Source organism: Paenibacillus rhizoplanae, assembly GCF_042684125.1.
In the GTDB taxonomy this organism is placed as follows: domain Bacteria; phylum Bacillota; class Bacilli; order Paenibacillales; family Paenibacillaceae; genus Paenibacillus_AQ; species Paenibacillus_AQ rhizoplanae.
Window position 1 is genome coordinate 185,024 of record NZ_JBHUKY010000011.1, and the last position, 24,435, is coordinate 209,458.

The following is a 24,435-nucleotide window of genomic DNA, read 5'->3' on the forward strand; positions in this document are numbered from 1 at the left end:
GCATTTCTACAATATATATTATGTGTGATGTTATATCACATGTATTGCGAAGGCGGTCATTAGCAGTCTCAGGCGCATAACCTTCCAGAGCATCCCAGTCTCCCAAGAAGCTTTGAAGAGCAGGTACAAGCACTTAACTAAGGAGGAGTAAAGGAATGGCGAAAAAGAGAAAATGGTGGTCAGGTTTACTAGTCTTATCGTTGGTAGGGGTTCTATTCACAGGTTGCAGTACGAATAACACTGCGGGTTCTTCAACAAGTGCGCCTGCAGCGACTACAGCTCCAGCAGAGAGCGCGGCGCCTGATGCTACTGAAGCACCTGCTGCTGACGCGCCTGTTGACGGCGGAACACTAGTTACAAGCTCATTCTCCGATATTGTTAATATTAATCCCCTCTTAGTTAATGACACCTCTTCAGGTGATGTGGCCCAATTCGTCTTTGCCAAGCTGTATAACCTGGACCGCGAAGGCAATGTGCAGGCAGAGGATTGGTCGCTGGCTGCCGCACTGCCGGAGATCTCTGAAGATGGCTTGACCTATACTGTGAAGCTGAAGGATACCGCCAAATGGAGTGACGGCCAGCCCGTCGTTGCAGATGATGTAGTCTACACCGTTGAAATGGCCAAGAATAAGGAGACAGGCTCGCCCCTGATCAGTGCCTTTGACAAGGTGAAGACCGTGGAGAAGGTCGATGACCACACGGTGAAATTCACGATGTCCCAGATTTACGCCCCATTCCTGTACGCCCTCGTTCAGGAGATTGTTCCAGCCCATGTCCTGAAGGATGTGAAGCCGACCGAAATGCAGAAGAATCCCTATGGTACTGATCCGGCCAAGACCGTCACAAGCGGACCGTGGAAGTGGACAGCCTGGAAGCAGGGCGAGAGCCATACCTTGGATGCTGATCCGAACTACTGGGGAACGGTGAAGCCTCATATCGCTCAGATTGTCTACAAAATCTATGCCGACCAGAACACTGAGGTTCAGGCGATTATGAAGGGTGACACAGACCATATCAGTGCGATTCCGGTAACTCAGGTTGAAGCGGTTAAGGCTGACGGGAAAATCGATATCATCCAGAAGCCGGGCGCGCAGTACGAATATGTTAACTTCAACTTTGACGGCAAGAACTTCCCGGATGGCTACGGCCTGTTCCAGGGACAGAAGACCAGACAGGCGATTGCCCATGCCTTGAACCGTCAAGGAATGGTGGATAATATCCTGAAGGGCGTAGGCGCGCTGATGAATGCGCCGTTCCTGCCGGATACGTGGGCTGACCCGGGTGATGCTGCTGTGAACTATGATTACAATGCTGAAACGGCCAAGAAGCTCCTGGCTGAAGACGGCTGGGTTGCGGATGCCAAGGACGGCATTCTGGTCAAAGACGGCCACCGCTTCTCCTTCGAGCTGCAGTATAATGCCGGTAACAGCCGCCGTGAACAGGTAGCCGCTGTTATCCAGCAGAACCTGAAGGATGTCGGCATTGAGGTGAAGCCTAAGGCGATCGACTTCGCTGCATGGATTGACCAGAACGTAACGCCGGGTAAATATCAGGCCCTGCTGCTGGCATGGTCGCTGAATACTCCGGACCCGGATGCGGAGAGCATTTTCTCCTCCAAGTACTTCCCGCCTGCCGGACAGAACAGCGGCTGGTATAAGAACGAGAAGCTGGATAAGCTGTGGGTAGACGGATATTCCACGGTAGATCAGGATAAGCGCAAAGAAATCTACAAAGAAGTAGGTAAGGAAATCTCAACCGACCTTCCTTACGTATTCCTGTATCAGTACGGTCAGGCAATCGGAACAGGACCTAGAGTGCACTGGGCAGAGGAGGATGCTCCAGAGCCGTCACTGGGCTACGGACAATTCTTCCACGCTATCAAATGGTGGGTAACCGAGTAACGTACCGACTAAGTGAATAGACTTGCGGGAGGTGAAAGAGAATTCTCTTTCACCTCCCCCTTTTGTATAAATAGGGGGCCTTCCGTAATCTATCGCCTTACCATCTCTAGGAGGATAGCCAATGACAGAATACCTGATACGTCGAGTGCTTCAATCGGTACTGGTCATCTTTCTGATTACCATACTAACCTTTCTTCTCATCCATGCGGCTCCGGGCGGACCCACACAAGTGATGCTGGCCCCGGGCTTGACTCCCGAAATCTTCGAGCAGCAGGCCAAGAACCTGGGTTTGGATCAGCCCATTCCCGTACAGTATTTTCACTGGATCGGCGACCTGCTGCAAGGGGACCTGGGGTATACCTTCAAGAACCATATTGCGATCTCGGACCTGCTCTGGCCGCGTATCGGCAACACCATAATCCTGATGGGTGCGGCTTGGCTGGTATCCCTGCTGATCGCAATCCCCTGGGGAATCTACAATAGTACCAAAGTCTATGGTTTATCGGATCAGACGGCTTCCTTCATTTCATATCTGGGCTTCGCCATGCCGACCTTCTGGTTCGGGATTCTGCTGCAGCAGTGGCTGTCGCTCAAGCTGGACTGGTTCCCATTGTCGGATATGCATACAAGAGGCAAGGAAGACAGTATCGCTGATTTATTCATGCATCTGGTGCTGCCGGTAACAGTGCTGGCACTTGGTTTCCTGGCTTCTTATATGAAGTATGCGCGGGCCAGTATGCTGGAGGTGCTGGATCAGGATTATATCCGGACGGCACGGGCCAAAGGCGTCAAGGAACGGAAGGTCGTCTTCCGCCATGCCCTGCGCAATGCGCTTATTCCAATTATTACGATACTCGGCCTTGATCTTCCGATCCTGGTGGGAGGGGCCGCACTAACAGAGAATGTATTCAACTGGCCGGGAATGGGCCGTTGGTTCGTGGAGATGGCCACTGCGCGCGAATATTCGGCACTGATGGCTGTGACTATCGTAACGGCTGTGATGGTCGTCATTGGCAATCTGCTGGCAGATATACTGTATGTCGTAGTTGATCCCCGGGTGAAGCTCGGCAAGCAAGGGGGGAAGGCAGCATGAGTACAGACAATACAGAGCTTATCAAAGGGAAGGTATCCAAGCCGCTGGGGACGCCGGATATGAGTCCGATGCCGGGCGGGACCGACCCGGAAATTCCGGTGGTGGATATGGACAGACCTCCCGGCCCGTGGAGAGTGCTGTGGAAGAAGTTCTCGCGCAATCCTTTTGCTATGGGCGGGTTGATTGTTCTGCTTATCTTTGTACTGTTGGCGGTCTTTGCACCGTATCTGACCTCATATGGCCCTGAGAAGATTGATCTGATGTTCGCTAACTTGAAACCGGGAGCAGAGGGTCATCCCCTCGGCACCGATGAGCTGGGCCGTGACATTCTCAGCAGGCTGCTGTACAGCGCCCGGATCTCGCTGCTTATAGGTTTCTCGGTTGCGGCTGTATCCGTACTGGTCGGATCGGTGGTCGGAGCCATTTCGGGTTACTTCGGCGGCTTCGTAGATACGGTATTCATGCGTATTGTTGACGTTATGAACTCCGTGCCGTCTCTGTTCCTGAATATTCTGGTGATGGCGCTGTTCGGCACACAGATCAAATTCATGATTCTGATTCTGGCGTTCACGAGCTGGATGAGTATTGCCCGGCTGGTCCGGGGAACCTTCCTGCAGCTGCGGGAAATGCAGTATGTGGAGGCGGCCAGAGCAATCGGGGTATCCAGCTGGGGCATCATCTTCCGGCATCTGCTCCGTAATGCGAGCTTCCCGATCATTGTCAATGCCACATTGATGGTCGGCGGCGCGATTCTCAGTGAATCCGCGTTGTCCTACCTGGGCCTTGGTATCCAGGCTCCGGCTACGAGCTGGGGGCTGATGCTAAGCAGTGCACAGGAATTCATGCTGATTGATCCGATGCAGGCCGTATATCCGGGTCTGTGTATCCTGCTCGTCGTGCTGGCGGTTAACTTTATCGGCGACGGCATCCGCGATGCCCTTGATCCCAGACAGCAAGTGACCAAATCCCGGAGGAGGCTGGAACAATGGCGCAAAAACTACTCGAAATCCGGAAACTAACCGCCGGCTTTGCGACCGAGAAGGGACTGCTCAAAGCAACCGATGGCATCTCCCTCACGGTGAATAAAGGGCAGACGGTCTGTATTGTGGGCGAATCCGGCAGCGGCAAAAGTGTGACCTCGCTGGCGATCATGCGCCTGATTGATTACGCGGGCGGGATGATTCTGGAGGGAAGTATTGACTTCCATGGACAGGATCTGGGGAAGAAGACGCAGGAGGAGATGCGCGGAATCCGCGGCAACCAGATCGCCATGATCTTCCAGGACCCGATGTCTTCGCTGAATCCGGTCTTCACGATAGGCGAACAGATCGCTGAGAGTCTGCGGCTGCATCAGAATAAGAAGGATGCAGAAGCGCTGAAGCTGGCGGTCGATCTGATTAGATTAGTGGGGATTCCCGCACCGGAGATCCGTGCGAAGCAATACCCGCATGAGCTGTCCGGCGGGATGTGCCAGCGCGTAGTCATTGCGATTGCGCTGGCCTGTAACCCCGAGCTGCTGATTGCCGATGAGCCGACCACCGCACTTGATGTTACGGTCCAAGCGCAGATTCTGGATCTGCTGCGCAAGCTTCAGTCGGAGCTTGGCATGTCCATCCTGCTGATTACCCACGACATGGGAGTTGCCGCTGAGATGGCTGACCGCATTGCAGTCATGTATGCGGGCGCTATCGTGGAAGAGGGTGGTGTGGAAGAGATCTTCGACCATCCCAGCCATCCGTATACGGTAGGGCTGCTCCAGTCGATTCCGGGGTTTGAAGGCGGACGGGGAGGAGAGCTCTATACGATCAGCGGAACGATTCCGCCGATAGGGCAGCTGCCTGCGGGCTGCCGCTTCCACCCGCGCTGTCCGCATGCTATGGATATCTGCAGAAGTGAGGAGCCGCCGGATTTCATGATTACAGGTGATCACCGGACCGCCTGCTGGCTGTTCAAGGATAAGCCGGGTTCAGCGGATACCAGCAGGGAGGCGAAGCGCGCATGATGAACAGGGCAGCAACCGTACCAGACCGTAAGCTACCAGCTTCTTCTGAAGTGCTGGTGGAAGTTAAGGATGTTAAGAAATATTTTCCGATCACCAAGGGCCTGCTTAACCGGACCGTTGGACAGGTGAAGGCCGTGGATGGGGTCAGTCTGTCGATCCGCCAAGGTGAGACGTTCGGGCTGGTCGGGGAATCCGGCTGCGGCAAATCCACCTTAGGGCGAGTGCTCCTCCGGCTGCAAAGTGCGACCGGGGGGCAGGTGTTATTCAAGGGCCAGGACATTCATTCGCTGCGTTCACGTGACATGCGGAAGCTGCGGGAAGAGATGCAGATTATTTTCCAGGACCCGTTCGGGTCACTCAATCCGCGCTTCCTCGTCAAGGATATTATCGGCGAGCCGCTGCGTATTCACTTGAATATGTCCGCCAAGGCTATCGATGCCCGGGTGGTCGAGCTGATGGAGCTGGTGGGTCTGGATGCCAGCCGCCGGAACCGCTATCCGCATGAATTCTCCGGCGGACAACGCCAGCGGATTGGCATCGCCCGGGCGATTGCGCTGAATCCGCAGTTTATTGTGGCCGATGAGGCCGTGTCCGCGCTGGACGTATCGGTGCAATCCCAGGTCATTAACCTGCTGATGAAGCTGCAGAAGGAGCTGGGTCTAACCTTCCTGTTCATCGCGCATGGTCTTAACGTAGTCCGGCATATCTCTGACCGCGTTGGGGTTATGTACCTGGGCAAGCTGGTGGAGGTGGGAGAGACGGAGGAACTGTTCGCTGCTCCGCTGCATCCGTATACTGCCGCCCTGCTCTCGGCTATTCCGAAGCCGACACCAAGGCGCAAGCAGGAGCGCATTATGCTGGAGGGAGATGTGCCCTCCCCGGCCAATCCGCCCTCCGGCTGCCGGTTCCATACCCGCTGCCCGTTCGTCCAGGACAAATGCCGATCGGTGGAGCCGCTGCTGGAAGAGGTCCTGCCGGGCCGTCCGGTAGCCTGTCATTTCCCGTTGCTTCCGAAATCCTGAACGAGGATTACCCTATGCTGTGCCGAAGAGGAACGCTGCTGAATCTTACGCGGTGTTCCTCTTTGCTTGTCGTACCGTCCTAAACTAATCATTGTGTTAAAGGCATTTCTATAAGAAAATGAGAAAAAGACTAATCAATACCGCAAAGGTTGCGGAACCGGAGGTTAGGGTGAAAAAGGTCAGTACAGCAATTTCAGCGCTCTTTATACTAGTTATGATCATAGCCGTCTGGGTATGGGCAGTGTCAGTACATACCTGGACCCTGGCGGGGACCTTGGCATCCCTGCTTTGTCTGGCCCTGTTTATCTGGACGGGCTTGCGGGCCATTCCCGCTATAACCGGGTACATCATGAGCCCCGGCGCACTAAGGACGTTGAATACGGACGACTCGCCGGAGGAACGGCAGCGGATCTGGTGGAAGATTGTGCTGTGGGTGATATTCAGCCGGGTGCTGCTGATCCTTGCGGCTTATGTATTCTGGGTGCTTCGGGAGGGCGGCTCCGGCAGTCTGTTCTCCCGCTTCATCGAGATGTGGCATATCCGCGGAATTGATGCGATGTCTTATCTGGGCATTGCCGAGCGGTGGTATGTGACGGAAGGGGACCCCAGATTTCATATTGTATTTCTGCCGTTCTTCCCCGTTATGATCAAGCTGGCGCAGTTCTTCACAGGCAATTATATGGCTGCCGGGTTCGCCGTAGCCAATCTTTGCACGCTTGCAGCGGCGTTGTTCGCTTATGAACTGGCCCGGCTGGATATGGGACGCAGGCACGCCCTGCGGGTAGTGAAGTACATCTTCATCTTTCCGTCAGCCTTCTTTTTCTTCTTGCCCATGACTGAGGCTTTGTTCCTGCTGCTCTCCCTGATGGCGCTGTATTTTGTGCGCAAAAAGCGCTGGCTGCTGGGCTGCCTCTGTGCGGCGCTGGCCGGATTCACCCGTTCCCCGGGGATTCTGCTGGCCGTGCCGATTGCCGTGGAATTTGCCCGGGAGCTGGCCGCTGGTTACAGGTCTATGGACCGGAAGGCTTTTACGAATAAGCTGATCTTGGCCATGGTCTCCCTGGTGAGCGTCTCCTTCGGTCTGCTGGCTTATCTCTACATCAACTACAATGTGACGGGCAACGCGTTCCAGTTCAGTATTTATCAGCGGGAGCACTGGTCGCAGCGCTTCTACTTCTTTTTCGATACCGTGAGATATCAGATAGAGTATGCGGTGAATACCTTCAAGGATGCCGATTACCGGTCGTTCCTGGGGCTGTGGCTGCCGAATTTGAGCGCGATCTTCCTGGTCCTCTTCATGATGCTCCGCAGTGCGAAGAAGCTTAATCCCGCATACATGGCGTACATGATCGCCTATTTCGTCTATGTGGTGGCCCCGACTTGGCTGCTGTCTGCCCCGCGTTATTTTGCCGTAGCTTTTCCGCTGGCCTTCGCGGCTGTGCTGTTGACGGAGGATAAGAGATGGAAGGATATCCTGCTTACCACGCTATTTATTGCGGGGGGTCTCCTGTATCTGGCGGTGTTTGTATCCGGTTATCCGGTATATTAGTGTGTACTAGAAATTACAGAAACGATGGTGGCTATGCAGATTCAACTAGAAGATCAGATGGTGACGTTACATGTCCAGTATGCCAAGCGTAAGAAGCTTTCCGTAACGGTAGACGGCTCGGATCTCATTACCGTTAAGGCGCCGAAGGGAACGAGTGAAGAGACGATTCTAGGTGCGGTAGCAAGTCTAGGCCCGAAGATTCTGGAGAAGTTGCGCAGCAATGCGGCGGCCCGGCAGGTGCCGAAGGTTAAGGCATATGAGGGCGACGAAGAAACCTTTTTGTACTTGGGGAAGGAGCATGCGCTATATGAGTTAATTGGGGACCGGCAGGCGGATGCCGGGGAGCTGAAGCTTGCGCTGAAGAAGTTCTATACGGCCAGTCTGAAAAAAATCATCGCAGAGCGCATCAAGCCCTACCAGACGCAGCTCAGAGTGAAGCCGAAGAGTATTGAGATTGTGGAATCACGGACCAAATGGGGGAGCTGCAGCTTTGACGGCAAGCTGACGTTCAACTACCGCCTGGCCATGGCGCCGCCTGAAGTGATCGACTATGTCATCATTCATGAGCTGTGTCATCTGCTGCATATGAATCATGACCGTTCCTTCTGGCGGCGCCTGGGAAGCATAATGCCGGACTATAAGGAGAAGGAAGCGTACCTGGCCCGGCAGGGGCAGTTTATGACACTGTGAACATTTTACAGGTTAAAAGTGTAGCGTACGCCTAGGCGATGGAAGTAGCCGGATGCTTGATGTTCGCAGGATACTGCAGTCCGCCCTGAGTCCGGACGAATAGGCCCTCAGAATGGCTGCTGCCTGACAATTCCAGGCCAGGGTCATCCGGGGTGAAGTGGAAAACGATTGTCTCCGTGTCGCTGTCCGCAAGCTTTAGGGCGATTTCGCGGCAGGAGAAGGGCTGTGTGCTGATCAGATCGAAGAGCTCAAGCTGCCCATTCTCCTGCTGGCAGATGGCAATGAGATTCTCGTCCTCCAGGTAGTAGAGCTGATCGCTGAACACATTCAGGCAGTAGAACATCAGGAGTCCATGGGCGCCGCTGACGCCAAGACGCTCAGATACCGGTACCCGCTGCGCTCCAAGGGTAGAGGCCAGGCTCAGATCATGCGGGTCGGCGAGATTCAGCTTGCGGATTGCCGCAGAACCGGCAGCGCCTCCAGGGCAGCTCATGGAGAAGATCTGCTCTTCCACCGGGAGGAAGCCGAATTTAGGATAGAACTCCAAGACTGACTCATTGGCGAAAAGATACATGAATTCACACGCTTGTCCGTAATCCTCCAGCACCTTGTCCATCAACCGGGCAGACAGGCCGCGTCCTCTATAGTCAGGATGAGTCATCACCGTTCCGATCTGCACAGCAGGGGACTTCACCCCATTAATAATTAGCTCTATGAGATTCACCGAGACATTGGCCACGATCCGGTCTCCCTCCGCATAAGAATAAGGAACATACTTATCCGTCCAGCAGCCCCCCTCATACCAGCGCTCCAGCTCTAGCTCGAACGTGTCTTTTGCCAGCTCGAAAAAGCTATTCCGCAGCGGCTCTATATCTTTGTAATCCCTAACAAACTTCAATTCTTGCATGGTCTATCACTCCATATAGTATATTTGTCCTCATTCACTCGTTTAATATTCAACCCCGCGAACCTTTGAGTAGACCATCGTGTCTCTTAGGTCACCCTGTACATCGGTCTTGTCATTGCGCAGGATACCTTCCAAAGTAAAGCCAGTACGTTCGGCTACGCGAGCGCTCTGTGTATTGCGGGAATCGCAGCGGATCTCCAGCCGGTTAGCTTGTAGCTCCTGTATGGCGAAATCCGCAATGGCATTCACCGCTTCCGTGATGTAACCTTGACCCCCGAATGAGGTGCGAACCCAATATCCGATTTCAAATTTACGCACCTGCCAGTCGATCCGGTGCAGTCCGCTGCTCCCGATAAGCTGCCCTGTCTTCTTATGGAAGAGCAGCAGCCGGATATCGCTGCGTTCCAGGAACTGCAGCCGTGATTTCCGGATGGATACCTCTGATTCTTCGACAGAAGGGATACGCTGGGCCCAGGGCATCCAAGGGCTTAATTCAGCGGCACTTTGCCGAACGGCTTCATGTACAGCGGCACCGTCTCCCCATAATACTGAGCGGATTTGCAGGCGGCTGCTTTCGAAGCTTTCCGGTACGGGAATCAGGATGGGGTCCATTGAGTAATTGTCCATGAATCTAGCTCCTATTAAAGGTATTTGGTGAATCAGTCAATATCAGTATAAGCCATTATATACCATAGGTCATATTTCAGGGTTTTAATACCATAGATTATAACTATAGTCAATACGCTAAAGGATACCTAAAAGTACTCTCTGGTACTATTCACATTTAATGGCAAGAACGTTATCGTAGGTAATAAGAAGTGTTCACTGTAACGAATTTATAGACAGCTGGAGGTTAACCCATGAGTGCAATCGCCGGGATCTATTCTATGCAGCATGGACCGCTGGACCCGGAGCTTGGCCCGCGCCTGATGCAGGAGCTGCAGCGTTATCCGGCGGATGATGCCCGGGGCTGGAAAACGGAAGGATTGTTCCTCGGGTGCCACGCACAGTGGATTACTCCACAGTCCCGGGGCGAGGTCCTTCCCTATTATGATCCGCAGCGGAAGCTGGCGATTGTAGCTGACGCCATCCTTGATAACCGCAGCGAGCTCTTCGGACAACTTCAGGTTGTCCGGGAAGATCAGGAGTCGATGCCGGACAGCCTGCTGATTCTTCTGGCCTATGAGAAATGGGGAGATCAGGCTCCGGTGCATCTGGTCGGAGATTTTGCCTTCATGATCTGGGATGCCGGCAGGCAGACGCTGTTTGGAGCGAGGGATTTCTCGGGGAGCCGGACGCTGTACTTTCACCGCTCAGGCAGACAGTTCTCCTTCTGCACCGTGATTCATCCTTTGCTCACGCTAATGGATGGAGAACACGCGCTGCATGAAGGCTGGATCTCGGAATATCTGGCGGGCCAGGGCCGGATGGATGTCGCGGATATGTTCTCCACGGTCTATCAGGGCGTGGAGCAGCTGCCCCCGGCACATTCGATGACAGTCAGCCCGAAGGGGATTACCTTCTCCAGATATTACACCTTCCAGACGCCGTCTCCACTCCGGCTGCGCAGCAATGGCGAGTATGAGGAAGCATTCCGTGAGGTATTCGGACGGGCCGTCCGGGACCGGTTGCGTACCCATCTTGAAGCTGGTGCGAACTTAAGCGGCGGGCTGGACTCAGGGGCGGTGGTGAGCTTTGCAGCGGAGGAGCTACGCCGCACCGGCAAGCCACTCTACACCTTTAGCTCGTATCCCCTGGATCACTTTACAGGGTTCAAGCTGGGCCAGCGGGTGACCGATGAGCGTCCATATATTCAGGAGACCATCGACTATGTCGGGAACATTGAGCCTAGCTTTTACAATTTTCCTGACCGCAGCTCTTATGGCGAAATCGACGAATGGCTCGATATTATGGAGATGCCCTACAAATTCATAGAGAATTCCTATTGGCTCAAAGGTATATATGAACAAGCCGGACTGAAGAATGCCGGTGTGCTGCTCAGCGGACAGCGGGGCAACTGGAGTATCTCCTGGGGACCGGCGCTTGATTACCAGGCGAAGCTGCTGCGTGAATTCCGCTGGTTCCGCTTTTACCGGGAGAATAAGCTGTACAGCCATTCGATGGGCGTAAGCCGCAAAAGAATGCTGAAGATTGCCGGGCGCAAGGTATTCCCCGCCCTGGGCCAGCTGATGGTCGGGAAGCAGGAGGCTGCGCCGGAGCTGATCCATCCTGAATTCGCCCGGAGGACAGGGGTGCAGGAGCGGCTGAAGGAGCTGGACCAGTCGCCTGCTTCCCAGACCGTGTACGATATCCGCAGAGAGCATTTCCGCCAGCCGCATGTCTGGAATGTGAACGGAACGGCGGCTACCAAGCTGTCGCTGAAGTACAGGGTATGGGACCGGGATGCGACGAATGACCTGCGTGTCATCAACTTCTGTATGTCGGTGCCTGAGGAGCAATACGTCCAGAACGGTATGGACCGCTCGCTTATCCGCCGGGCGATGGAAGGGCGGCTACCGGATAAGGTCAGGCTTAACCAGACCCGGCGCGGTATCCAGGGGGCGGACGGCATTACACGAATGCTGCCCGAGTGGCAGAGGTTCCAGCAGGAGCTGAGGGAGATGCTGCAAGACCCCCGTACTTCGTCTTATCTGAATCGTCCCGGGCTCGCCGGATGTTTGGACCGGCTGGGTAGTGAGCCCGAACCATTATTAATCTTTAACACGGATTTCCGCCTTCTTACACGAGGACTGGTGTTCTACCGCTTTTTGAAGCGGCTCTCCTGAAGGACGTTTCTTGAAAGGGGGTGACAAGATGAAAAAGGAATACAGCAAGCCTGCATTGGAAGTGTTGGATGTGAAAATGACTATGGCTGGCCCAGGGGTATCCATTGCCGATGCGTTCCAAGCCGATCCAGATGAAATCGTTAGTCACTCCTAGTCTTCTGCATTACCGCTCAGCCCTAATCCCTCTTAGCTTGCTGGAGGGGGATCAGGGCTATCCCTTTATCCGATGTAACGTTCCGACTTGAAATATAAGAATGTATAGGTTTCACGCTATACATTGCAATGCCGTTTCCACTTGTCATCCGCAAGACAACGGGTGAAATTGACTGAGATGGAGTGAGCAGTATGGCTGGCACAGTGCAATGCCTCGGTTATAAGGCTTTTGGCCTGCAGATCCTCAGTGAGTTCCCGTTGCCGGAACTTCCCCGTACGGATCACCCCGGAAGGATAGGGAGCCTGTCGGTAGTTGAAGGTCATCTAACGGAGCGCTGGGAAGATATACCGAAGATTACGCCGAATCTGGGCATCGCAGCGCATGAAGTGATGTTCATGGTGAAGGGTACCGCTATTTTTTCCATACAGAACGGCAGTACCATTACAGTCTCTCCAGCAGCAGGCGCAGATCAGGATAGTATCCGCTTGTTCATTCTGGGCAGCTGTATGGGTGTAGTATTGATGCAAAAAGGCATACTGGCCCTGCATGGCAGCTCGCTTGTGCTGGACAATAAGGCCTATGCGCTGGTGGGGCGTTCAGGTGCGGGTAAATCCACGCTTGCCTCCTATCTGATGGATCAGGGACATCTCCTGGTCAGTGACGACGTTATTCCCGTGTTGGTGCATAATGGACATCCATTAGCTGTTCCAGGTTATCCGCAGCAGAAGCTGTGGCAGCAGAGCCTGGACTATTTGGGAATGAATTCGTCTGCGTACCGTCCGTTGTTCCAGCGGGAGACCAAGTTCGCCGTACCGGTGCATGACCGGTTCCAGAGTGAGCCGCTGCCGCTGGCCGGCATATTTGAACTGTCTGTGGTGCAGGACGGGCCGGTGGCCGTAGAGGCGATCAGCGGCTTGGACCGGCTTCATACCTTATACAATCATACTTATCAAAAAGCGCTGGTTGACCCTATGGGTGTCAGAGAATGGCACTTCGGGCTGCTGGCCTCGTTCGTGAACCGGCTGCCGATGTACCGGCTGACCCGCCCTGAGCAGGGCTTCAGTGCACCGCAGCAGACAGAAATGATTATGGAGACGATTATGCCCAAGGTGAAGGAGATGAACCTATGAATATGAATACTACAGAAGTGCTGTCGCTGGATTCGGTACTGGTTCAACGGGAAGGCAATATCGCAAGTGACATGGACGGCGAGAAGGTCATGCTGAATGTGAAGAACGGCAAATACTACAACCTCGGCGAAGTCGGCGGTGAGATCTGGGAAGCACTGGCTTCACCGGTATCGATTCGGCAGATTGCCGGGAAGATGCAGGAGATCTTCGAGGTGCCCGCAGAGCTGGCGCAGCAGGATGTCATTGATTTTGTACAGAATCTGCTGAATGAGGATCTGGTCTCCATCGTTAGCGGACCATGATGACCCTCCGGCGGCTCCGTCTTCTGCTGGTGCATGACAAGGCCGTGCTTGCACTGATTCCCGAGGCGTTATGGCGGCTGATGCTGGTCCGAATCCAGCTGTTGTTTCCCTTTGCCAGGACAGCCCCGCAGCTTGGGGTGAAATCCCTGGAGACTCCCGCAGTATCCAAAGCTTCCGATATTCGCCGCATCCAGCAGATTACCAAGGCGATCCGGGTGATGAGCCGCTATACTCCCTGGAAAAGCACCTGTATGGTCCGGGCGGTAGCCGCCCTGAAGATGCTGGAGAAGCGGGGCATTGAGAGTACCCTCTATATGGGGGTGGCCCGCGATAAGCAGGGACAAATGATTGCCCACGCCTGGCTGCGCTGCGGAGCCCATTATGTCTCCGGGGATGATGTTATGCAGGGCTTCGTGGTGGTGGAGAAGTTCGCGAAGGTGTTACAAGCCGAGTAATCGAGGTGGGTCCATGCAAGTTATAATTTACTACGTCCGGCAGCTTCAGCGGTTGTCGGGCGTGAAGCTGTATCTTAATCTGTTGGGCATGGTGATCAGCGGTCTGCTCGAGAGCTCCGCCATTCTGCTGCTGGTTCCCATGCTTGGCATGGCCGGTATTCAGCTGGGCGGCGCGGCGGCGGGCTATCATCTTCCTATGCTCGGATTCATCAGTGAACTGCCGCAGTCCACAGCGCTGCTGCTGGTGCTGGGCAGTTATGTTCTAATTGTGCTCTGCCAGAATCTGATCGCAAGGTTCGTGGCGATCCGCAATGTTGAGATTCAGCAGACCTATGGCAGGCAGCTGCGGTATGAGGTCTATAGCGCATTGCTGCGGGCGCAGTGGTCTTTTTTTCTGAGGAAGCGCACCTCCGATCTGATCAATATGATGACCACCGAGCTGGCCAGAGTCCTGGCGGGTATCAGCGGCTTCCTGCAGTTGCTCACTTCGCTGTTGTTCACTCTGGTGCAGATTGCCTTTGCCTTCTGGCTGTCCCCCAAGATGACACTGGCGGTTCTCGTCTGCGCGGCGCTGCTGTCCATCTTCTCCCGGCGGTTCATCCGTAAGGCGAAGAGGCTGGGCAGCCGCAGCACGGAGCTGGGCAAGACGTATTTGGGCGGCATCACTGATCAGTTGAACGGAATCAAGGATATCAAAAGCAATAATCTGGAGCAGTCCCGCCTGGAATGGCTGCATGCCTTCACCGGCGAGGTCAAGCAGGAGCAGCTCGACTACACGCGCCTGCGCTCCAACTCGCAGCTCCTGTATAAGCTGTCCTCCACGCTGCTGATTGCGGTATTTATCTTTGTGTCCTTCCGGTTCATGCAAGTGGAGGGGCCGAATCTGCTGCTGGTTATTCTCGTCTTCACCCGGTTGTGGCCGACCTTCTCGACGCTACAGTCGCTGCTGGAGCAGCTGGCCTCGGTAGTGCCATCCTTCAAACAGCTGCAATCGCTGCAGGAAGAATGTCTGGCTGCTGTTGAGCATGAACCGGATCAAGGCGTAGAACAGGTGTCGCCTATGACGCTGGAGCACGGCCTGGAGGCCCGGAATGTCGATTTCCGTTATCATGCGGACGAGCCGCAATATTCGCTCCAGAACGTGAATGTGCGGATTCCCGCCCGGCAGATGACGGCGATAGTCGGACGTTCAGGCGCCGGCAAAAGCACGCTCGTCGATCTGCTCATGGGACTGATGCAGCCGGAGAACGGGGAGATTCTGGCGGACGATCAGCCGGTCACGGGGGAGCGGCTGCTGTCCTACCGGAGATCCATCGGGTATGTGGCACAGGACCCTTTCCTGTATAACGCGACCATCCGCGATAATCTATTGATGATCAAGCCGGATGCAGAGGAAGCGGAGCTGTGGGAGGCGCTGGAGTTTGCTTCCTCGGCGGACTTCGTCCGCAAGCTGCCGGACGGATTGGATACACTGCTGGGTGACCGGGGCGTTCGCCTGTCAGGCGGGGAGCGGCAGCGTCTGGTGCTGGCGCGCGCCATTATCCGCAAGCCGTCGATTCTGGTGCTCGATGAAGCGACAAGTGCGCTCGACACCGAGAACGAGCAGCGGATTCAAGAGGCGCTGGAGCGGATTAAGGCTTCCGTGACCGTCATTGTCATTGCCCACCGCCTGTCCACGATCCGTGGAGCCGATCAGATTCTGGTCATCGACCAGGGCCGGGTCATCCAGCAGGGAGTCTACAGCGGACTGGCTTCGGAGAAGGGCGGCATGTTTAGCCGGCTATTGAAGGGGCAGGAAGAAGCAAGATACACAAATGGAGACATAAGGACTCAAGCGTAACTACGGTGAATATTTGGACTTCCGGCCGCTGTTGTCACCATATTTCATGATTTGTACCGCTACTAGCGGTTGAAATCCGGTGACAAAGGCGGTCGCTGCCGCTCCTCCAGTTCCAAAATTCCCCTTCGTTACTTCCGCCTTATGTTGCCATTCATAGTTCAAGCTATATCCAGCTTGAAAGTAAGTAAAAAGGCACGTGCTGCATTTACTAGCAGCACGTGCCTTTCTGTGTGCAATGGTGAGTCCCCGCTAAATCCCCTTCTCCGCCCCAGTAACCTTCCGCCAGCTCCACAGCAAAGGCCGCAGCGGGAAATACAAGAAATGCAGCATCCTCGGCAGCGGAAGCGTCTTGGCATCCGCAGCATAAGGGTACAGGAAGCTGGCGGAGCGGAGCATCCGGCTTCGGGTGGATAGAATGCTGGGCAGATACCGCTTGAAATGCTGCTCCACCTCCGGCTCCAGCGGTGGGGTATTCAAATTCACGATCCGCGGGAGATAGAACAGAATGTCCTGCGCCAGCCTGCGGGCCTTGGGGCTGTCCATCAGAGGGGCAAGGCTGGAATCGACCGGCGTCTCCAGCAGCTCGCTGGCCAGAATCAGCGTCTGTCCTCCTATGGCGTTGTGATTATAGCGCTGTAGTAAGCGGACCAGCTTGACAGAGTCGGGCTGCTGCTGTCCCAGCAGCAGCATCTTGATGTCCTGCAGCCATCTCAGCCGGGACCAGGCATGTCTGGCGCCGTGTACAGCCAGGAACATGAACAGATCCTCCGGCCCCAGATAGCGGACATTCTGGCCGAAGGTGCTGCTGGTCCGCGATTGACGCCATAGCTCGTCGAACGCAGGCTCTTTGGCAGGCCCCGGTCCCAGCCGCCAGTGCAGCTCCAGGTTGACATTACTGACAGGATGCACGAACGTCGAATGATGCTCCCGCCATTTCCAATCGCCAAGCAGGCTCTCGAATTTGTCTTCCTTCACATAACCCAGCCGGATCAGCAAGGTTTCGGCATCCTCCAGCTGTTCCATCGGCACCAGGAAGTCGAGATCCCGGGAGGTGCGCTGCGACAAGTCTCCGTACAGCTCCTGCCCAAGCACCGGCCCTTTGAGGAACAGGCAGCGGATATTCAGCTCGGCCAGCTGGCCCGCGATATTGCTCATTTCACCGCTAAGCTGGAGCATCTGAACCGTATTCCTGCGGTATTGCCATTTTAGCTGCTCCAGAACCTCAGAAGGGACCACCTTCTCTTCCATCTTGCTGAGCCTGGAATAGAGGTAGGGATAGACCCTATGCTGCCGGTTCAGCTCCACGAATAAGTCCCAGTTCACCTCTGTGAACAACTGCGGATGCTTCCGCGCCGTCTCATCTGGATTTCCGGAATTCAGAAGTGCAAGAATAAGGGTTACTTCCTTGGTTAAGCTTGCCTGATTAAGGATCTTCCGGTCAGTCATAGAGACGCTCCTTGCCTGATTTGTTCTATTAAAAGAACGATATTAGTGAGCGTACCATCGCTAACCGAAATTTGTCAATTTTTCGCCGGTGCGCCTCAGAACCTGTCATTCCTGCCAGTAGAGAATAGTCTTGACTCCACAGTGACGGCTGCCCTTATAATGCAGATTAAGAGAGAAATGAATCGACGGGAGAGTTGCTGAGGAATGGTACTGCTCGGAGCAATCGTGAATGGGATAGCAATTATTGCCGGAACTCTGCTGGGCAAGCTGCTGGAGCGGATACCTGAGAGTATGAAGAACACCGTGATGCAAGCGATTGGGCTGGCGCTTATGCTGCTCGGGGTGCAGATGGGCCTGAAAAGCGGGAATTTCCTCATCGTCATCCTAGGTCTAGTGATCGGCGCTGTAGCCGGGGAGTGGATCAACATTGAAGACAAATTCACCCGCGCGGGCGATTGGCTGGAGCGCAGAGTAGGCGCAGGCGGGCGGGGAAGCATCTCGCTGGGCTTTGTCACGGCAAGCCTGGTGTTTGTTGTAGGGGCCATGGCTATTCTAGGCGCGCTGGACAGCGGCATCAAAGGCAATCATGAGATCCTCTACGCCAAATCCATCATGGACGGCTTCATTGCCATGATTCTGACTTCAACGCTGGGTATTGGTGTGATGTTCTCGGCCATTCCGGTTGTTCTGTATCAAGGGGCCATCGCTTTACTGGCTACACAGATTACCCGGTTTGTGCCTGATGCACTGCTGAACGACTGTATTGCAGAGATGACTGCTACAGGCGGGGTGATGATTATCGGAATCGGGCTGAACCTGCTCGGGATCACCAAGATCAAGGTAGCCAACCTGCTGCCCGGTATCCTGGTGGCTGTGCTGCTGGTCGTGCTGGTACATAACTTTTAACTGAATTGTTGCTTTTCAATTATCGTAATAGCAATAACACCCCGCGCCTTCCCGCTTACGCTAAGCGCATGGGCAGTGCGCAGCCCTTCTCCACTCAGCGGAAAAGCACCCCCGATCAGCGGCTGCAGCTTCCGCCCAGCCGTCAGCCGGGCCAGCTCGGTCAACTGGTAAGGATCAGCGGCCGGAGTCAGATAAGCTGCTGTAACTCCTTGCTGTGCTGCCAGGGCCGGATCGGGCTGTTCAGCAGTGGAGATCAGCCTTCCGCCCGGAGCCAGTACCGCGAAGCTTCTGCTTAACACACTGCCTCCTGCGGTATCGATCACCACATCGATGCTCTGGCCCAGAATCGCGGCAAAATCCTGCCCGCCGCTGTTAATCGCCTGATCGGCCCCGAGGCCCCAGGCAACATCCAGCTCATCATCGCCGTTGACGGTAGTAATCACCGTGGCGCCCCGGAGCTTGGCCAGCTGTACCGCGAAGCTGCCCGTTCCGCCTGTACCGTCCTGCACCAGCACGCGGTCCCGGCTGGAGACCTTGGCGGCAGCCAGCGCCTGCCAGGCGGCAAGACCGGCAGCGGGTAACACCCCGGCTGCTGCGAAGGATAACCCCGGGGGCTTAAGCGCAAGCTCATCCTCCTTGGCCAACGTATATTCTGCGTAACCTCCGCTCTCACCGGCGGACTTCAGACCGAATACCTCGTCGCCAGCCTTGAAGCGGCTCACCCTTGCGCCGGTGTCCGCAACGATTCCGGCTACAACAACGCCTGGAATGAATGGACAGGCAGCAGGGCGTTCCACGCCGGCAATCCGAGCTTCATCCAGTATGCTGCAATCTGCCGGATGAACAGAGGTCGCATACATCTCAATCAGCACCTCATGCTCACCCGGAACAGGCAGGGGAAGCTCTATCTCCGTTAGATCCCCGTGTGCTCCGGGCATATGTATAGCAATGGCTTTCATCTATAGTGGGCCTCCTGTATCTACTGGCGGATGATTTGGTACATACTATACTCATACGGCTTCTGTTAGTCAAAATCCGTCCTCCAAGTCTTTTTCCATGAATGTTTGGACAAAAGATTGAAATCAAGCAGCGCAGTACGGTAGAATTGCACTAGGTAACGTTCTATATATCAGATTTAACCAAGAAGGGGATTGTAACGCTTGAATAATGAAGAAGTAATCCAAGAGCTGCCCGAGAACTATGACGAACTGAAGAAAGCCGCCGGCCGTTCCGCAGACTGGAGAGCGCGTCTTGAAGCGGTAGAAGAGCTGGGCCGCTACAACCACAAACAAATTATCGATATCCTTAATCGCCTGATGATCAGCGATCCTGTATATACCGTGCAAGAAGCCGCATATAACAAGCTGGTGGCTTTCGGCGAAGAGGTCAAGATTCCATCGAAGAACAAAGCCGAACTGTTCAAAGGGTTGTCCAAGATTATTCTGCGGATTAAGAAGAGCCTGCCCAAGGACCATACCTACGAAGAGTTCAAAGAGAAGCTGAAGAAGATGCGGGTTGATATCTACGATGCCTATGAAGGCGAGAAGGGCGCTGATTTCGATCAGTGGCTGGAGAAGATGTGGGCTTCGGCTGCCAAGTAACCAATCTCAAATAACATAGCAAATTAGCATGGCAGCACCAAGCGGAGAGATAGGGGCGTTCCTTATCGCTCCGCTATATTTTTGTGAGAAAGGATGATTACATGCTTACCGGCACATTTCAGGAATTCCTTAAGCTGTCCACGCAGCTGCGTCCCGGGTACACCGCCAGTCTGGGGAAGGCTCCGGCAGGGGGCAGTGATGCGATATTAGAGTTTACACCCGAAGTTCCTGTGCTTCTGCGGTCGGTCTATGATACCGTTCTTGGAACGGGCGGCGCTGAGGAAGATCCCGGTCTGCTGGAGTTCATTCCGGGCTACCGGCTGATTCATATCGGGGAATACGGCCATGAAGTGAAGATATTGTCAGGGATTCTGCAGGAGAAGGGATACACCGGCGGTGGAATCGTGTTGCCGCTGCTGACGAACTATGGGAGTGATTTCATTTGCTACTACCGCTCTGAAGAAGGCGTGGAACGGATCTGCGATCTGCTGCACGACTACGGCGATTTGGTGGTAATGTATGATTCACCGGAGAAGTTCCTGGAGACGCTGTGTGAATTCTATAAGCAGGAGGTCTATTTCCTGGATGAGGAAGGCTACCTGGACTGCGATCTGGTAAAAGAAGGCGAAGTAGGCGCGGCGCTCAACCCGGATGCGGAGTATTGGTCCGAGTAAGGAACGCACTGCACGCTTAGGCGTCCAAACACACAAAAATCCCCGTCCTGCATCACTGTAGGAACGGGGATTTTATAGTTTCGGCTGTCAAAATAGCTGCCTGATTTGCAGTATTCCCTGGACAGCGTAGCACCTTGCTACAGGTTAGCTTGTTTCTCCTGCTCACGCAGCTCGATTCTGCGGATCTTTCCGGAGGTAGTCTTCGGCAGATCCGTAATGTATTCGATTTTGCGCGGATACTTGTAGGGAGCGGTCTGCTCCTTGACATGGGCTTGCAGCTCTTTAGTCAGCTCCGGTGTTCCGGCATGGCCGTCTTTGAGTACGATAAAAGCCTTGACGACCGACCCGCGGATCTCATCCGGGCTTGCGACTACGGCACATTCCTTAACGAGGGTATGCTTCATCAGCGCCTCTTCCACCTCGAACGGCCCGATCGTGTAGCCCGAGCTGATGATGATGTCATCGCCGCGCCCCTCGAACCAGAAATAGCCATCCTCATCCTTGCGCGCCCGGTCGCCGGTTACGAAATACTCTCCATGTGAGCAGTTCGCTTTGCGCTCGGGATCTTTATAGTAGTTCTGGAACAGCGCGGGCATGCTCAGATGTACGGCGATATCGCCGACCATTCCGGCAGGCAGCGGATGTCCAGCCTCGTCGATCACCTCGACAATGCCGGGAGCAATCGATTTACCCATGGAGCCGACCCGGATCGGTTCATCCTTCAGTGCTGCGATGATGAGTGTGCTCTCTGTTTGTCCATAGCCGTCACGGATTGTAATATTAAAGTGTTGCTGGAATGTATGAATGACTTCCTGATTCAGCGGTTCACCGGCGGATACGGCGCAGCGCAGATTGGACAGATCGTATTCTGCCAGACCTTCCGTCTTCGCCATCAGGCGGTATTCCGTCGGTGTGCAGCATAATACCTGAATCTTCTCATCCTGGAGTAATTGCAGGTAGCGTTCCGGATGGAAGGCTCCGTTATAGACAAAGCCGGTTGCCCCGTTGCCGAGTACCGTCAGGAATGGACTCCAGATCCACTTCTGCCAGCCCGGTGCGGCTGTAGCCCAGACCGTATCTGATTCACGGATATCGAACCAGAGGGAGGAAGTGATCCGCAGATGGGCATATCCCCAGCCGTGCGTGTGAACTACTGCTTTCGGATTGCCGGTGGTTCCGGAGGTATAGGCCAGAATAGCAATATCATCCCGGCGGCTGGCAACCGTAGGGTAAGCATCAGCTTGTCCTTCCATTAGACTCTCCAGGTCAATCCAGCCTTCTTCAGGCTCAGCTTCACCGCTGGAGACGGACAGGCGGTAGTCCAGTGCGGGCAGGTCGCCGGAGATTTTGTTGACTTCCCCGGTAACCTCAGACCAGACAATAACAGCCCGCGCTTCGGAATGGCGCAGCCGGTACGAGAGATCCTTCGCCCGCAGCATTTCGGACGAAGGGATAACAGCCAGTCCCAGCTTCAGGCAGGCCAGGTAAATCGCGTAGGCGATAATCCGGCGGGGCACCATGACCAGGACGCGGTCGCCTTGCGTAAGTCCCAGTCCGGCCAGCCCGCCGGCGAGACGGTTAGCCTGAGCCATGAGCGCACCGTAAGTGATTTGCTCCAGGCTCCCATTTTCATGTAACCATTTAATTGCAATCTTATCTTCAGGATGCTGCTCCATTTCCGAAGTGAGATTGTAGAATTCAGGTGCGATCCAGCGTTGATTATCCAAATGAACCTCTCCTATAAGAACGTGATGATGTATCTGTTAATTACAGTATAGCATGTTCTCCTAGTACCAGATGCTAATCGGACTCTAGGACACCGGAGAATGTTCTGTGACAGTCTTTATTTTGAAGTATCTTGATGCGTACAGAATCCCTGAAGGTATTTTTAACCGGATAAGGGAACCATACATTAGAGCCCTTCACGCAGCGAAGCGGCAGAAAGCAGGCAGCGGCCATGGACGAGCACACAGTGATCAATGAGACAGCCATTAATGAAGCAAGCATTAGTGAAACGGAATTCAATGAGATATTCGCTATAATGGAAGCTTCTTTTCCGGTAAGTGAGATTAGAACCCGCAGCGGGCAGCAGGCTTTGCTGGATCATCCCAACTATCATCTCTATTCCAGCAAGGATACGGAGGGGCACATACTGGCTTTTTTGGCGGCATGGGAGTTACCTGAACTGCGGTTCATCGAGCATATTGCCGTGAATCCCCAGCGCCGGAGCGGAGGGATCGGCCGCAAGCTGATGAGCAGCTACCTTATGCGTTCGGACAAGCCGGTGCTGCTTGAGGTAGAGCCGCCGGACGGGGAATTGGAGCAGAGAAGAATCGGATTCTATGAGCGGCTGGGCTTTTACCTGAATCCCTATGACTATATGCAGCCGCCGCTGCGTACGGGGCAAGCCGATCTTCCACTGCGCATTATGACCTACCCGGAGCCGGTGACGATGAAGGAGTTCCTCCATTTCAGAGATGTTTTGTACACAGAGGTGTATGGGGTGAGCATTTGAATTACTTCTTTACAATCCGGATACAAGTTAGAAACAAGTTAATGGTTTAATAAGTCTATAGCAAGGAACACACACAACAACAACACACCTAAGGGAGACGATATTCAATGAAAAGCAAAAAAATGATCATAGCAACGATGGTATTCGGAATGGCCGTTACAGGTTCAGCAGGGGTCTACGCAGGAACGAATATGCAGAAGATCAGCGCCTATCTTAACCATAGCATCGGGTTCAAGGTTAACGGAGCAGCCTACACCCCGGTTGATAACAACGGTAAAACGATGGCGCCCATCACTTATAAGGATACAACGTATCTTCCGGTCCGGGCGATGGCAGATGCACTGAAGGTGCCGGTGACATTCAATGCCTCCACGAATGAGGTTATCCTTGGGACTGGAACAGGGAGCACAACGCCGGATAATGGTTCAGCTGTGAAGCTGACGGCGGTTCAATACACTGCAGCGCAGAAAGAACAGATTATCAAGGCTTTTGCCAACTACGAGGGGTTTGAGACTGCATATGCCCCGACACAGATGGTCAGTGGAGATGCCTTCCAGAAGGTTGCGGGCGGCGATGACGGGGTAAGCTTCCTGTTCAATAAAATGCGTGTGAATGTCTCTCCGCGTGACTATTCCAATGGTTATGACGGCAGCACAGTTAAGCTCTCCAATGGAACTGAGGCGAAATGGTACACCCCTTCGGATACGCCGATGCTGACCTTCAAGCTGGCAGACCGTTTTGTAACCATCAGCTCCGCGGATAAATCACTTAGCAAAGCGCAAATCGAGAAAGTGGCTGTAGGCGTAACGAAAATGAGCAAATAATTACTGCTGCTTCTATAGAATAGAATGCAAAAGGGATGTCCGCAGAGCCGTAACTGGCCGCGCAGACATCCCTGTTTTGCTTTAAAAAAGACGGCAAAGCCGTTTCCGCTTGTGGCATGCTTATTGCTGTTATTTGTTAGAGCTATGCTGTTTATTGGCCAGCCGTGAACCAGGGGTGCCTTTACCCCGTTTTCTGTTCTTTAGCGCTTTACGCTGGTTCTCCTGGAACTTCTCCACGAATTCATGAGTGTCCACAACAATCCCCCTACAAGGTTAGATAACGTATGCTTGTGGCTTCCATAGCTTACGTTTAGATATCGGTTATTCTGTCCAGTTACAGCTAATCTCATTCGAAGATAATTGTTATAAAATAATGCTTGCAATGAGTTTCTATCCATGATATATTCTATTTCTGGCCGCGAAACATCAACGCCGAGCTCGACAAGAAGTTAAAAAAAGAGCTTGCATTGATCGGTTGGATGTGATATATTATAAGAGTTGCTGGTGACGAAGTAATTGTCGCTGACAACGAGTTTGATCTTTGAAAACTGAACAACGAGTGAGTATCGGAAATCGCTTCGGCGAGATCCAAAATGAGAATGAAAATTCTCGTCAGATGTTTCAAAATGAGCAATCGC

Annotated in this window: 25 protein-coding genes; 18 read left to right on the forward strand and 7 right to left on the reverse strand. The window is 54.1% G+C overall.

Features of this window, described 5'->3' with window-relative positions:
• The first annotated feature begins 155 nt into the window (after positions 1-155).
• The 7 genes from ACFSX3_RS04410 (at position 156) to ACFSX3_RS04440 (ending at position 8,257) form a co-directional block, all read left to right on the forward strand.
• Positions 156-1,901: a peptide-binding protein gene (locus ACFSX3_RS04410; RefSeq protein ID WP_209991931.1), complete on the forward strand. Its 1,746-nt coding sequence runs from the start codon at positions 156-158 to the stop codon at positions 1,899-1,901.
• A 121-nt stretch (positions 1,902-2,022) separates the two neighbouring features.
• Positions 2,023-2,994: an ABC transporter permease gene (locus tag ACFSX3_RS04415; protein ID WP_209991930.1), complete on the forward strand. Its 972-nt coding sequence runs from the start codon at positions 2,023-2,025 to the stop codon at positions 2,992-2,994.
• Positions 2,995-3,053: 59 nt separating this feature from the next.
• On the forward strand, positions 3,054-4,013 hold the full coding sequence (locus ACFSX3_RS04420) for an ABC transporter permease (protein ID WP_209992063.1): 960 nt from the start codon (positions 3,054-3,056) through the stop codon (positions 4,011-4,013).
• Positions 3,980-4,996 carry an ABC transporter ATP-binding protein gene (locus ACFSX3_RS04425; protein ID WP_209991929.1) on the forward strand — a complete coding sequence of 339 codons (1,017 nt, stop codon included), beginning with the start codon at positions 3,980-3,982 and terminating at the stop codon, positions 4,994-4,996. Before ACFSX3_RS04420 ends, ACFSX3_RS04425 begins: the two co-directional genes overlap by 34 nt.
• Positions 4,993-6,018 (forward strand): ABC transporter ATP-binding protein, encoded by a 1,026-nt coding sequence (locus tag ACFSX3_RS04430; RefSeq protein ID WP_379257906.1) that lies wholly within the window; start codon positions 4,993-4,995, stop codon positions 6,016-6,018. Before ACFSX3_RS04425 ends, ACFSX3_RS04430 begins: the two co-directional genes overlap by 4 nt.
• Positions 6,019-6,187: 169 nt before the next feature.
• Complete coding sequence (locus ACFSX3_RS04435) at positions 6,188-7,567, forward strand: hypothetical protein (protein WP_379312644.1); 1,380 nt, start codon at positions 6,188-6,190, stop codon at positions 7,565-7,567.
• A gap of 33 nt (positions 7,568-7,600) precedes the next feature.
• Positions 7,601-8,257, forward strand: coding sequence for a M48 family metallopeptidase (locus ACFSX3_RS04440; protein WP_209991927.1), 657 nt, complete (start codon positions 7,601-7,603; stop codon positions 8,255-8,257).
• A 31-nt stretch (positions 8,258-8,288) separates the two neighbouring features.
• Here ACFSX3_RS04440 and ACFSX3_RS04445 read toward each other — a convergent pair whose 3' ends face one another.
• Positions 8,289-9,164 (reverse strand): GNAT family N-acetyltransferase, encoded by an 876-nt coding sequence (locus ACFSX3_RS04445; protein WP_209991926.1) that lies wholly within the window; start codon positions 9,162-9,164, stop codon positions 8,289-8,291.
• Between the two features lie 42 nt (positions 9,165-9,206).
• Entirely contained in the window at positions 9,207-9,791 is a 585-nt protein-coding gene (locus ACFSX3_RS04450) for a GNAT family N-acetyltransferase (protein ID WP_379257899.1), read from the reverse strand.
• A 233-nt stretch (positions 9,792-10,024) separates the two neighbouring features.
• Here ACFSX3_RS04450 and ACFSX3_RS04455 point away from each other — a divergent pair, with 233 nt between their 5' ends.
• The 6 genes from ACFSX3_RS04455 to ACFSX3_RS04480 all read left to right on the forward strand — a co-directional run bounded on the left by ACFSX3_RS04455 (position 10,025) and on the right by ACFSX3_RS04480 (position 15,831).
• The gene (locus ACFSX3_RS04455; RefSeq protein WP_209991925.1) at positions 10,025-11,950 is read left to right on the forward strand and encodes an asparagine synthase-related protein; all 1,926 of its coding nucleotides are present in this window, start codon (positions 10,025-10,027) and stop codon (positions 11,948-11,950) included.
• Between the two features lie 28 nt (positions 11,951-11,978).
• On the forward strand, positions 11,979-12,104 hold the full coding sequence (locus tag ACFSX3_RS04460) for a paeninodin family lasso peptide (RefSeq protein WP_036694602.1): 126 nt from the start codon (positions 11,979-11,981) through the stop codon (positions 12,102-12,104).
• A gap of 191 nt (positions 12,105-12,295) precedes the next feature.
• Positions 12,296-13,234, forward strand: a complete 939-nt coding sequence (locus tag ACFSX3_RS04465) for an aldolase (RefSeq protein ID WP_209991924.1) — start codon at positions 12,296-12,298, stop codon at positions 13,232-13,234.
• Positions 13,231-13,536, forward strand: a complete 306-nt coding sequence (locus ACFSX3_RS04470) for a lasso peptide biosynthesis PqqD family chaperone (RefSeq protein WP_209991923.1) — start codon at positions 13,231-13,233, stop codon at positions 13,534-13,536. The genes ACFSX3_RS04465 and ACFSX3_RS04470 overlap by 4 nt, the downstream gene beginning before the upstream one ends.
• Positions 13,533-13,991: a lasso peptide biosynthesis B2 protein gene (locus ACFSX3_RS04475; RefSeq protein ID WP_209991922.1), complete on the forward strand. Its 459-nt coding sequence runs from the start codon at positions 13,533-13,535 to the stop codon at positions 13,989-13,991. Before ACFSX3_RS04470 ends, ACFSX3_RS04475 begins: the two co-directional genes overlap by 4 nt.
• 13 nt (positions 13,992-14,004) lie before the next feature.
• The gene (locus ACFSX3_RS04480) at positions 14,005-15,831 is read left to right on the forward strand and encodes an ABC transporter ATP-binding protein (RefSeq protein ID WP_209991921.1); all 1,827 of its coding nucleotides are present in this window, start codon (positions 14,005-14,007) and stop codon (positions 15,829-15,831) included.
• On the opposite strand, the gene ACFSX3_RS04485 is transcribed toward ACFSX3_RS04480, so the two are convergent.
• Entirely contained in the window at positions 15,832-15,993 is a 162-nt protein-coding gene (locus ACFSX3_RS04485; RefSeq protein WP_209991920.1) for a hypothetical protein, read from the reverse strand.
• Positions 15,994-16,080: 87 nt separating this feature from the next.
• Positions 16,081-17,277, reverse strand: a complete 1,197-nt coding sequence (locus ACFSX3_RS04490) for a nucleotidyltransferase domain-containing protein (protein WP_209991919.1) — start codon at positions 17,275-17,277, stop codon at positions 16,081-16,083.
• A gap of 204 nt (positions 17,278-17,481) precedes the next feature.
• On the opposite strand from ACFSX3_RS04490, the gene ACFSX3_RS04495 reads away from it, so the two are divergent.
• Positions 17,482-18,183 carry a DUF554 domain-containing protein gene (locus tag ACFSX3_RS04495; protein ID WP_209991918.1) on the forward strand — a complete coding sequence of 234 codons (702 nt, stop codon included), beginning with the start codon at positions 17,482-17,484 and terminating at the stop codon, positions 18,181-18,183.
• On the opposite strand, the gene ACFSX3_RS04500 is transcribed toward ACFSX3_RS04495, so the two are convergent.
• Positions 18,180-19,142: an NADP-dependent oxidoreductase gene (locus ACFSX3_RS04500; protein ID WP_209991917.1), complete on the reverse strand. Its 963-nt coding sequence runs from the start codon at positions 19,140-19,142 to the stop codon at positions 18,180-18,182. The two genes, ACFSX3_RS04495 and ACFSX3_RS04500, sit on opposite strands and share 4 nt — an antisense overlap.
• A gap of 201 nt (positions 19,143-19,343) precedes the next feature.
• On the opposite strand from ACFSX3_RS04500, the gene ACFSX3_RS04505 reads away from it, so the two are divergent.
• Together ACFSX3_RS04505 and ACFSX3_RS04510 are read left to right on the forward strand one after the other, a co-directional pair.
• On the forward strand, positions 19,344-19,784 hold the full coding sequence (locus ACFSX3_RS04505) for a HEAT repeat domain-containing protein (RefSeq protein WP_209991916.1): 441 nt from the start codon (positions 19,344-19,346) through the stop codon (positions 19,782-19,784).
• A gap of 101 nt (positions 19,785-19,885) precedes the next feature.
• Positions 19,886-20,458, forward strand: a complete 573-nt coding sequence (locus tag ACFSX3_RS04510) for a hypothetical protein (protein ID WP_379257889.1) — start codon at positions 19,886-19,888, stop codon at positions 20,456-20,458.
• Positions 20,459-20,595: 137 nt separating this feature from the next.
• Here ACFSX3_RS04510 and ACFSX3_RS04515 read toward each other — a convergent pair whose 3' ends face one another.
• The gene (locus tag ACFSX3_RS04515) at positions 20,596-22,134 is read right to left on the reverse strand and encodes an acyl-CoA synthetase (protein ID WP_209992060.1); all 1,539 of its coding nucleotides are present in this window, start codon (positions 22,132-22,134) and stop codon (positions 20,596-20,598) included.
• Between the two features lie 281 nt (positions 22,135-22,415).
• Between ACFSX3_RS04515 and ACFSX3_RS04520 the strand changes: the two genes are divergently transcribed.
• Together ACFSX3_RS04520 and ACFSX3_RS04525 are read left to right on the forward strand one after the other, a co-directional pair.
• Positions 22,416-22,973 (forward strand): GNAT family N-acetyltransferase, encoded by a 558-nt coding sequence (locus ACFSX3_RS04520; protein ID WP_209991914.1) that lies wholly within the window; start codon positions 22,416-22,418, stop codon positions 22,971-22,973.
• A gap of 107 nt (positions 22,974-23,080) precedes the next feature.
• Positions 23,081-23,797 carry a hypothetical protein gene (locus ACFSX3_RS04525; protein WP_209991913.1) on the forward strand — a complete coding sequence of 239 codons (717 nt, stop codon included), beginning with the start codon at positions 23,081-23,083 and terminating at the stop codon, positions 23,795-23,797.
• Positions 23,798-23,926: 129 nt separating this feature from the next.
• Here the strand turns inward: ACFSX3_RS04525 and ACFSX3_RS04530 are convergent, their stop codons facing one another.
• A complete protein-coding gene (locus ACFSX3_RS04530) occupies positions 23,927-24,052 on the reverse strand; it encodes a DUF4023 family protein (protein ID WP_209991912.1) in 126 nt (41 codons plus the stop codon).
• Between the last annotated feature and the right edge of the window lie 383 nt (positions 24,053-24,435).

What these genes read in the sequence shown, in the direction of transcription:
- ACFSX3_RS04415 (WP_209991930.1), top strand. Translation starts at nt 2,023, where the DNA reads ATGACAGAATACCTGATACGTCGAGTGCTTCAATCGGTACTGGTCATC.
- ACFSX3_RS04480 (WP_209991921.1), top strand. Translation starts at nt 14,005, where the DNA reads ATGCAAGTTATAATTTACTACGTCCGGCAGCTTCAGCGGTTGTCGGGC.
- ACFSX3_RS04440 (WP_209991927.1), top strand. Translation starts at nt 7,601, where the DNA reads ATGCAGATTCAACTAGAAGATCAGATGGTGACGTTACATGTCCAGTAT.
- ACFSX3_RS04455 (WP_209991925.1), top strand. Translation starts at nt 10,025, where the DNA reads ATGAGTGCAATCGCCGGGATCTATTCTATGCAGCATGGACCGCTGGAC.
- ACFSX3_RS04430 (WP_379257906.1), top strand. Translation starts at nt 4,993, where the DNA reads ATGATGAACAGGGCAGCAACCGTACCAGACCGTAAGCTACCAGCTTCT.
- ACFSX3_RS04425 (WP_209991929.1), top strand. Translation starts at nt 3,980, where the DNA reads ATGGCGCAAAAACTACTCGAAATCCGGAAACTAACCGCCGGCTTTGCG.
- ACFSX3_RS04520 (WP_209991914.1), top strand. Translation starts at nt 22,416, where the DNA reads ATGGACGAGCACACAGTGATCAATGAGACAGCCATTAATGAAGCAAGC.
- ACFSX3_RS04420 (WP_209992063.1), top strand. Translation starts at nt 3,054, where the DNA reads ATGAGTCCGATGCCGGGCGGGACCGACCCGGAAATTCCGGTGGTGGAT.
- ACFSX3_RS04475 (WP_209991922.1), top strand. Translation starts at nt 13,533, where the DNA reads ATGATGACCCTCCGGCGGCTCCGTCTTCTGCTGGTGCATGACAAGGCC.
- ACFSX3_RS04450 (WP_379257899.1), bottom strand. Translation starts at nt 9,791, where the DNA reads ATGGACAATTACTCAATGGACCCCATCCTGATTCCCGTACCGGAAAGC.
- ACFSX3_RS04460 (WP_036694602.1), top strand. Translation starts at nt 11,979, where the DNA reads ATGAAAAAGGAATACAGCAAGCCTGCATTGGAAGTGTTGGATGTGAAA.
- ACFSX3_RS04490 (WP_209991919.1), bottom strand. Translation starts at nt 17,277, where the DNA reads ATGACTGACCGGAAGATCCTTAATCAGGCAAGCTTAACCAAGGAAGTA.
- ACFSX3_RS04465 (WP_209991924.1), top strand. Translation starts at nt 12,296, where the DNA reads ATGGCTGGCACAGTGCAATGCCTCGGTTATAAGGCTTTTGGCCTGCAG.
- ACFSX3_RS04500 (WP_209991917.1), bottom strand. Translation starts at nt 19,142, where the DNA reads ATGAAAGCCATTGCTATACATATGCCCGGAGCACACGGGGATCTAACG.
- ACFSX3_RS04510 (WP_379257889.1), top strand. Translation starts at nt 19,886, where the DNA reads ATGCTTACCGGCACATTTCAGGAATTCCTTAAGCTGTCCACGCAGCTG.
- ACFSX3_RS04470 (WP_209991923.1), top strand. Translation starts at nt 13,231, where the DNA reads ATGAATATGAATACTACAGAAGTGCTGTCGCTGGATTCGGTACTGGTT.
- ACFSX3_RS04410 (WP_209991931.1), top strand. Translation starts at nt 156, where the DNA reads ATGGCGAAAAAGAGAAAATGGTGGTCAGGTTTACTAGTCTTATCGTTG.
- ACFSX3_RS04515 (WP_209992060.1), bottom strand. Translation starts at nt 22,134, where the DNA reads ATGGAGCAGCATCCTGAAGATAAGATTGCAATTAAATGGTTACATGAA.
- ACFSX3_RS04445 (WP_209991926.1), bottom strand. Translation starts at nt 9,164, where the DNA reads ATGCAAGAATTGAAGTTTGTTAGGGATTACAAAGATATAGAGCCGCTG.
- ACFSX3_RS04495 (WP_209991918.1), top strand. Translation starts at nt 17,482, where the DNA reads ATGGTACTGCTCGGAGCAATCGTGAATGGGATAGCAATTATTGCCGGA.
- ACFSX3_RS04525 (WP_209991913.1), top strand. Translation starts at nt 23,081, where the DNA reads ATGAAAAGCAAAAAAATGATCATAGCAACGATGGTATTCGGAATGGCC.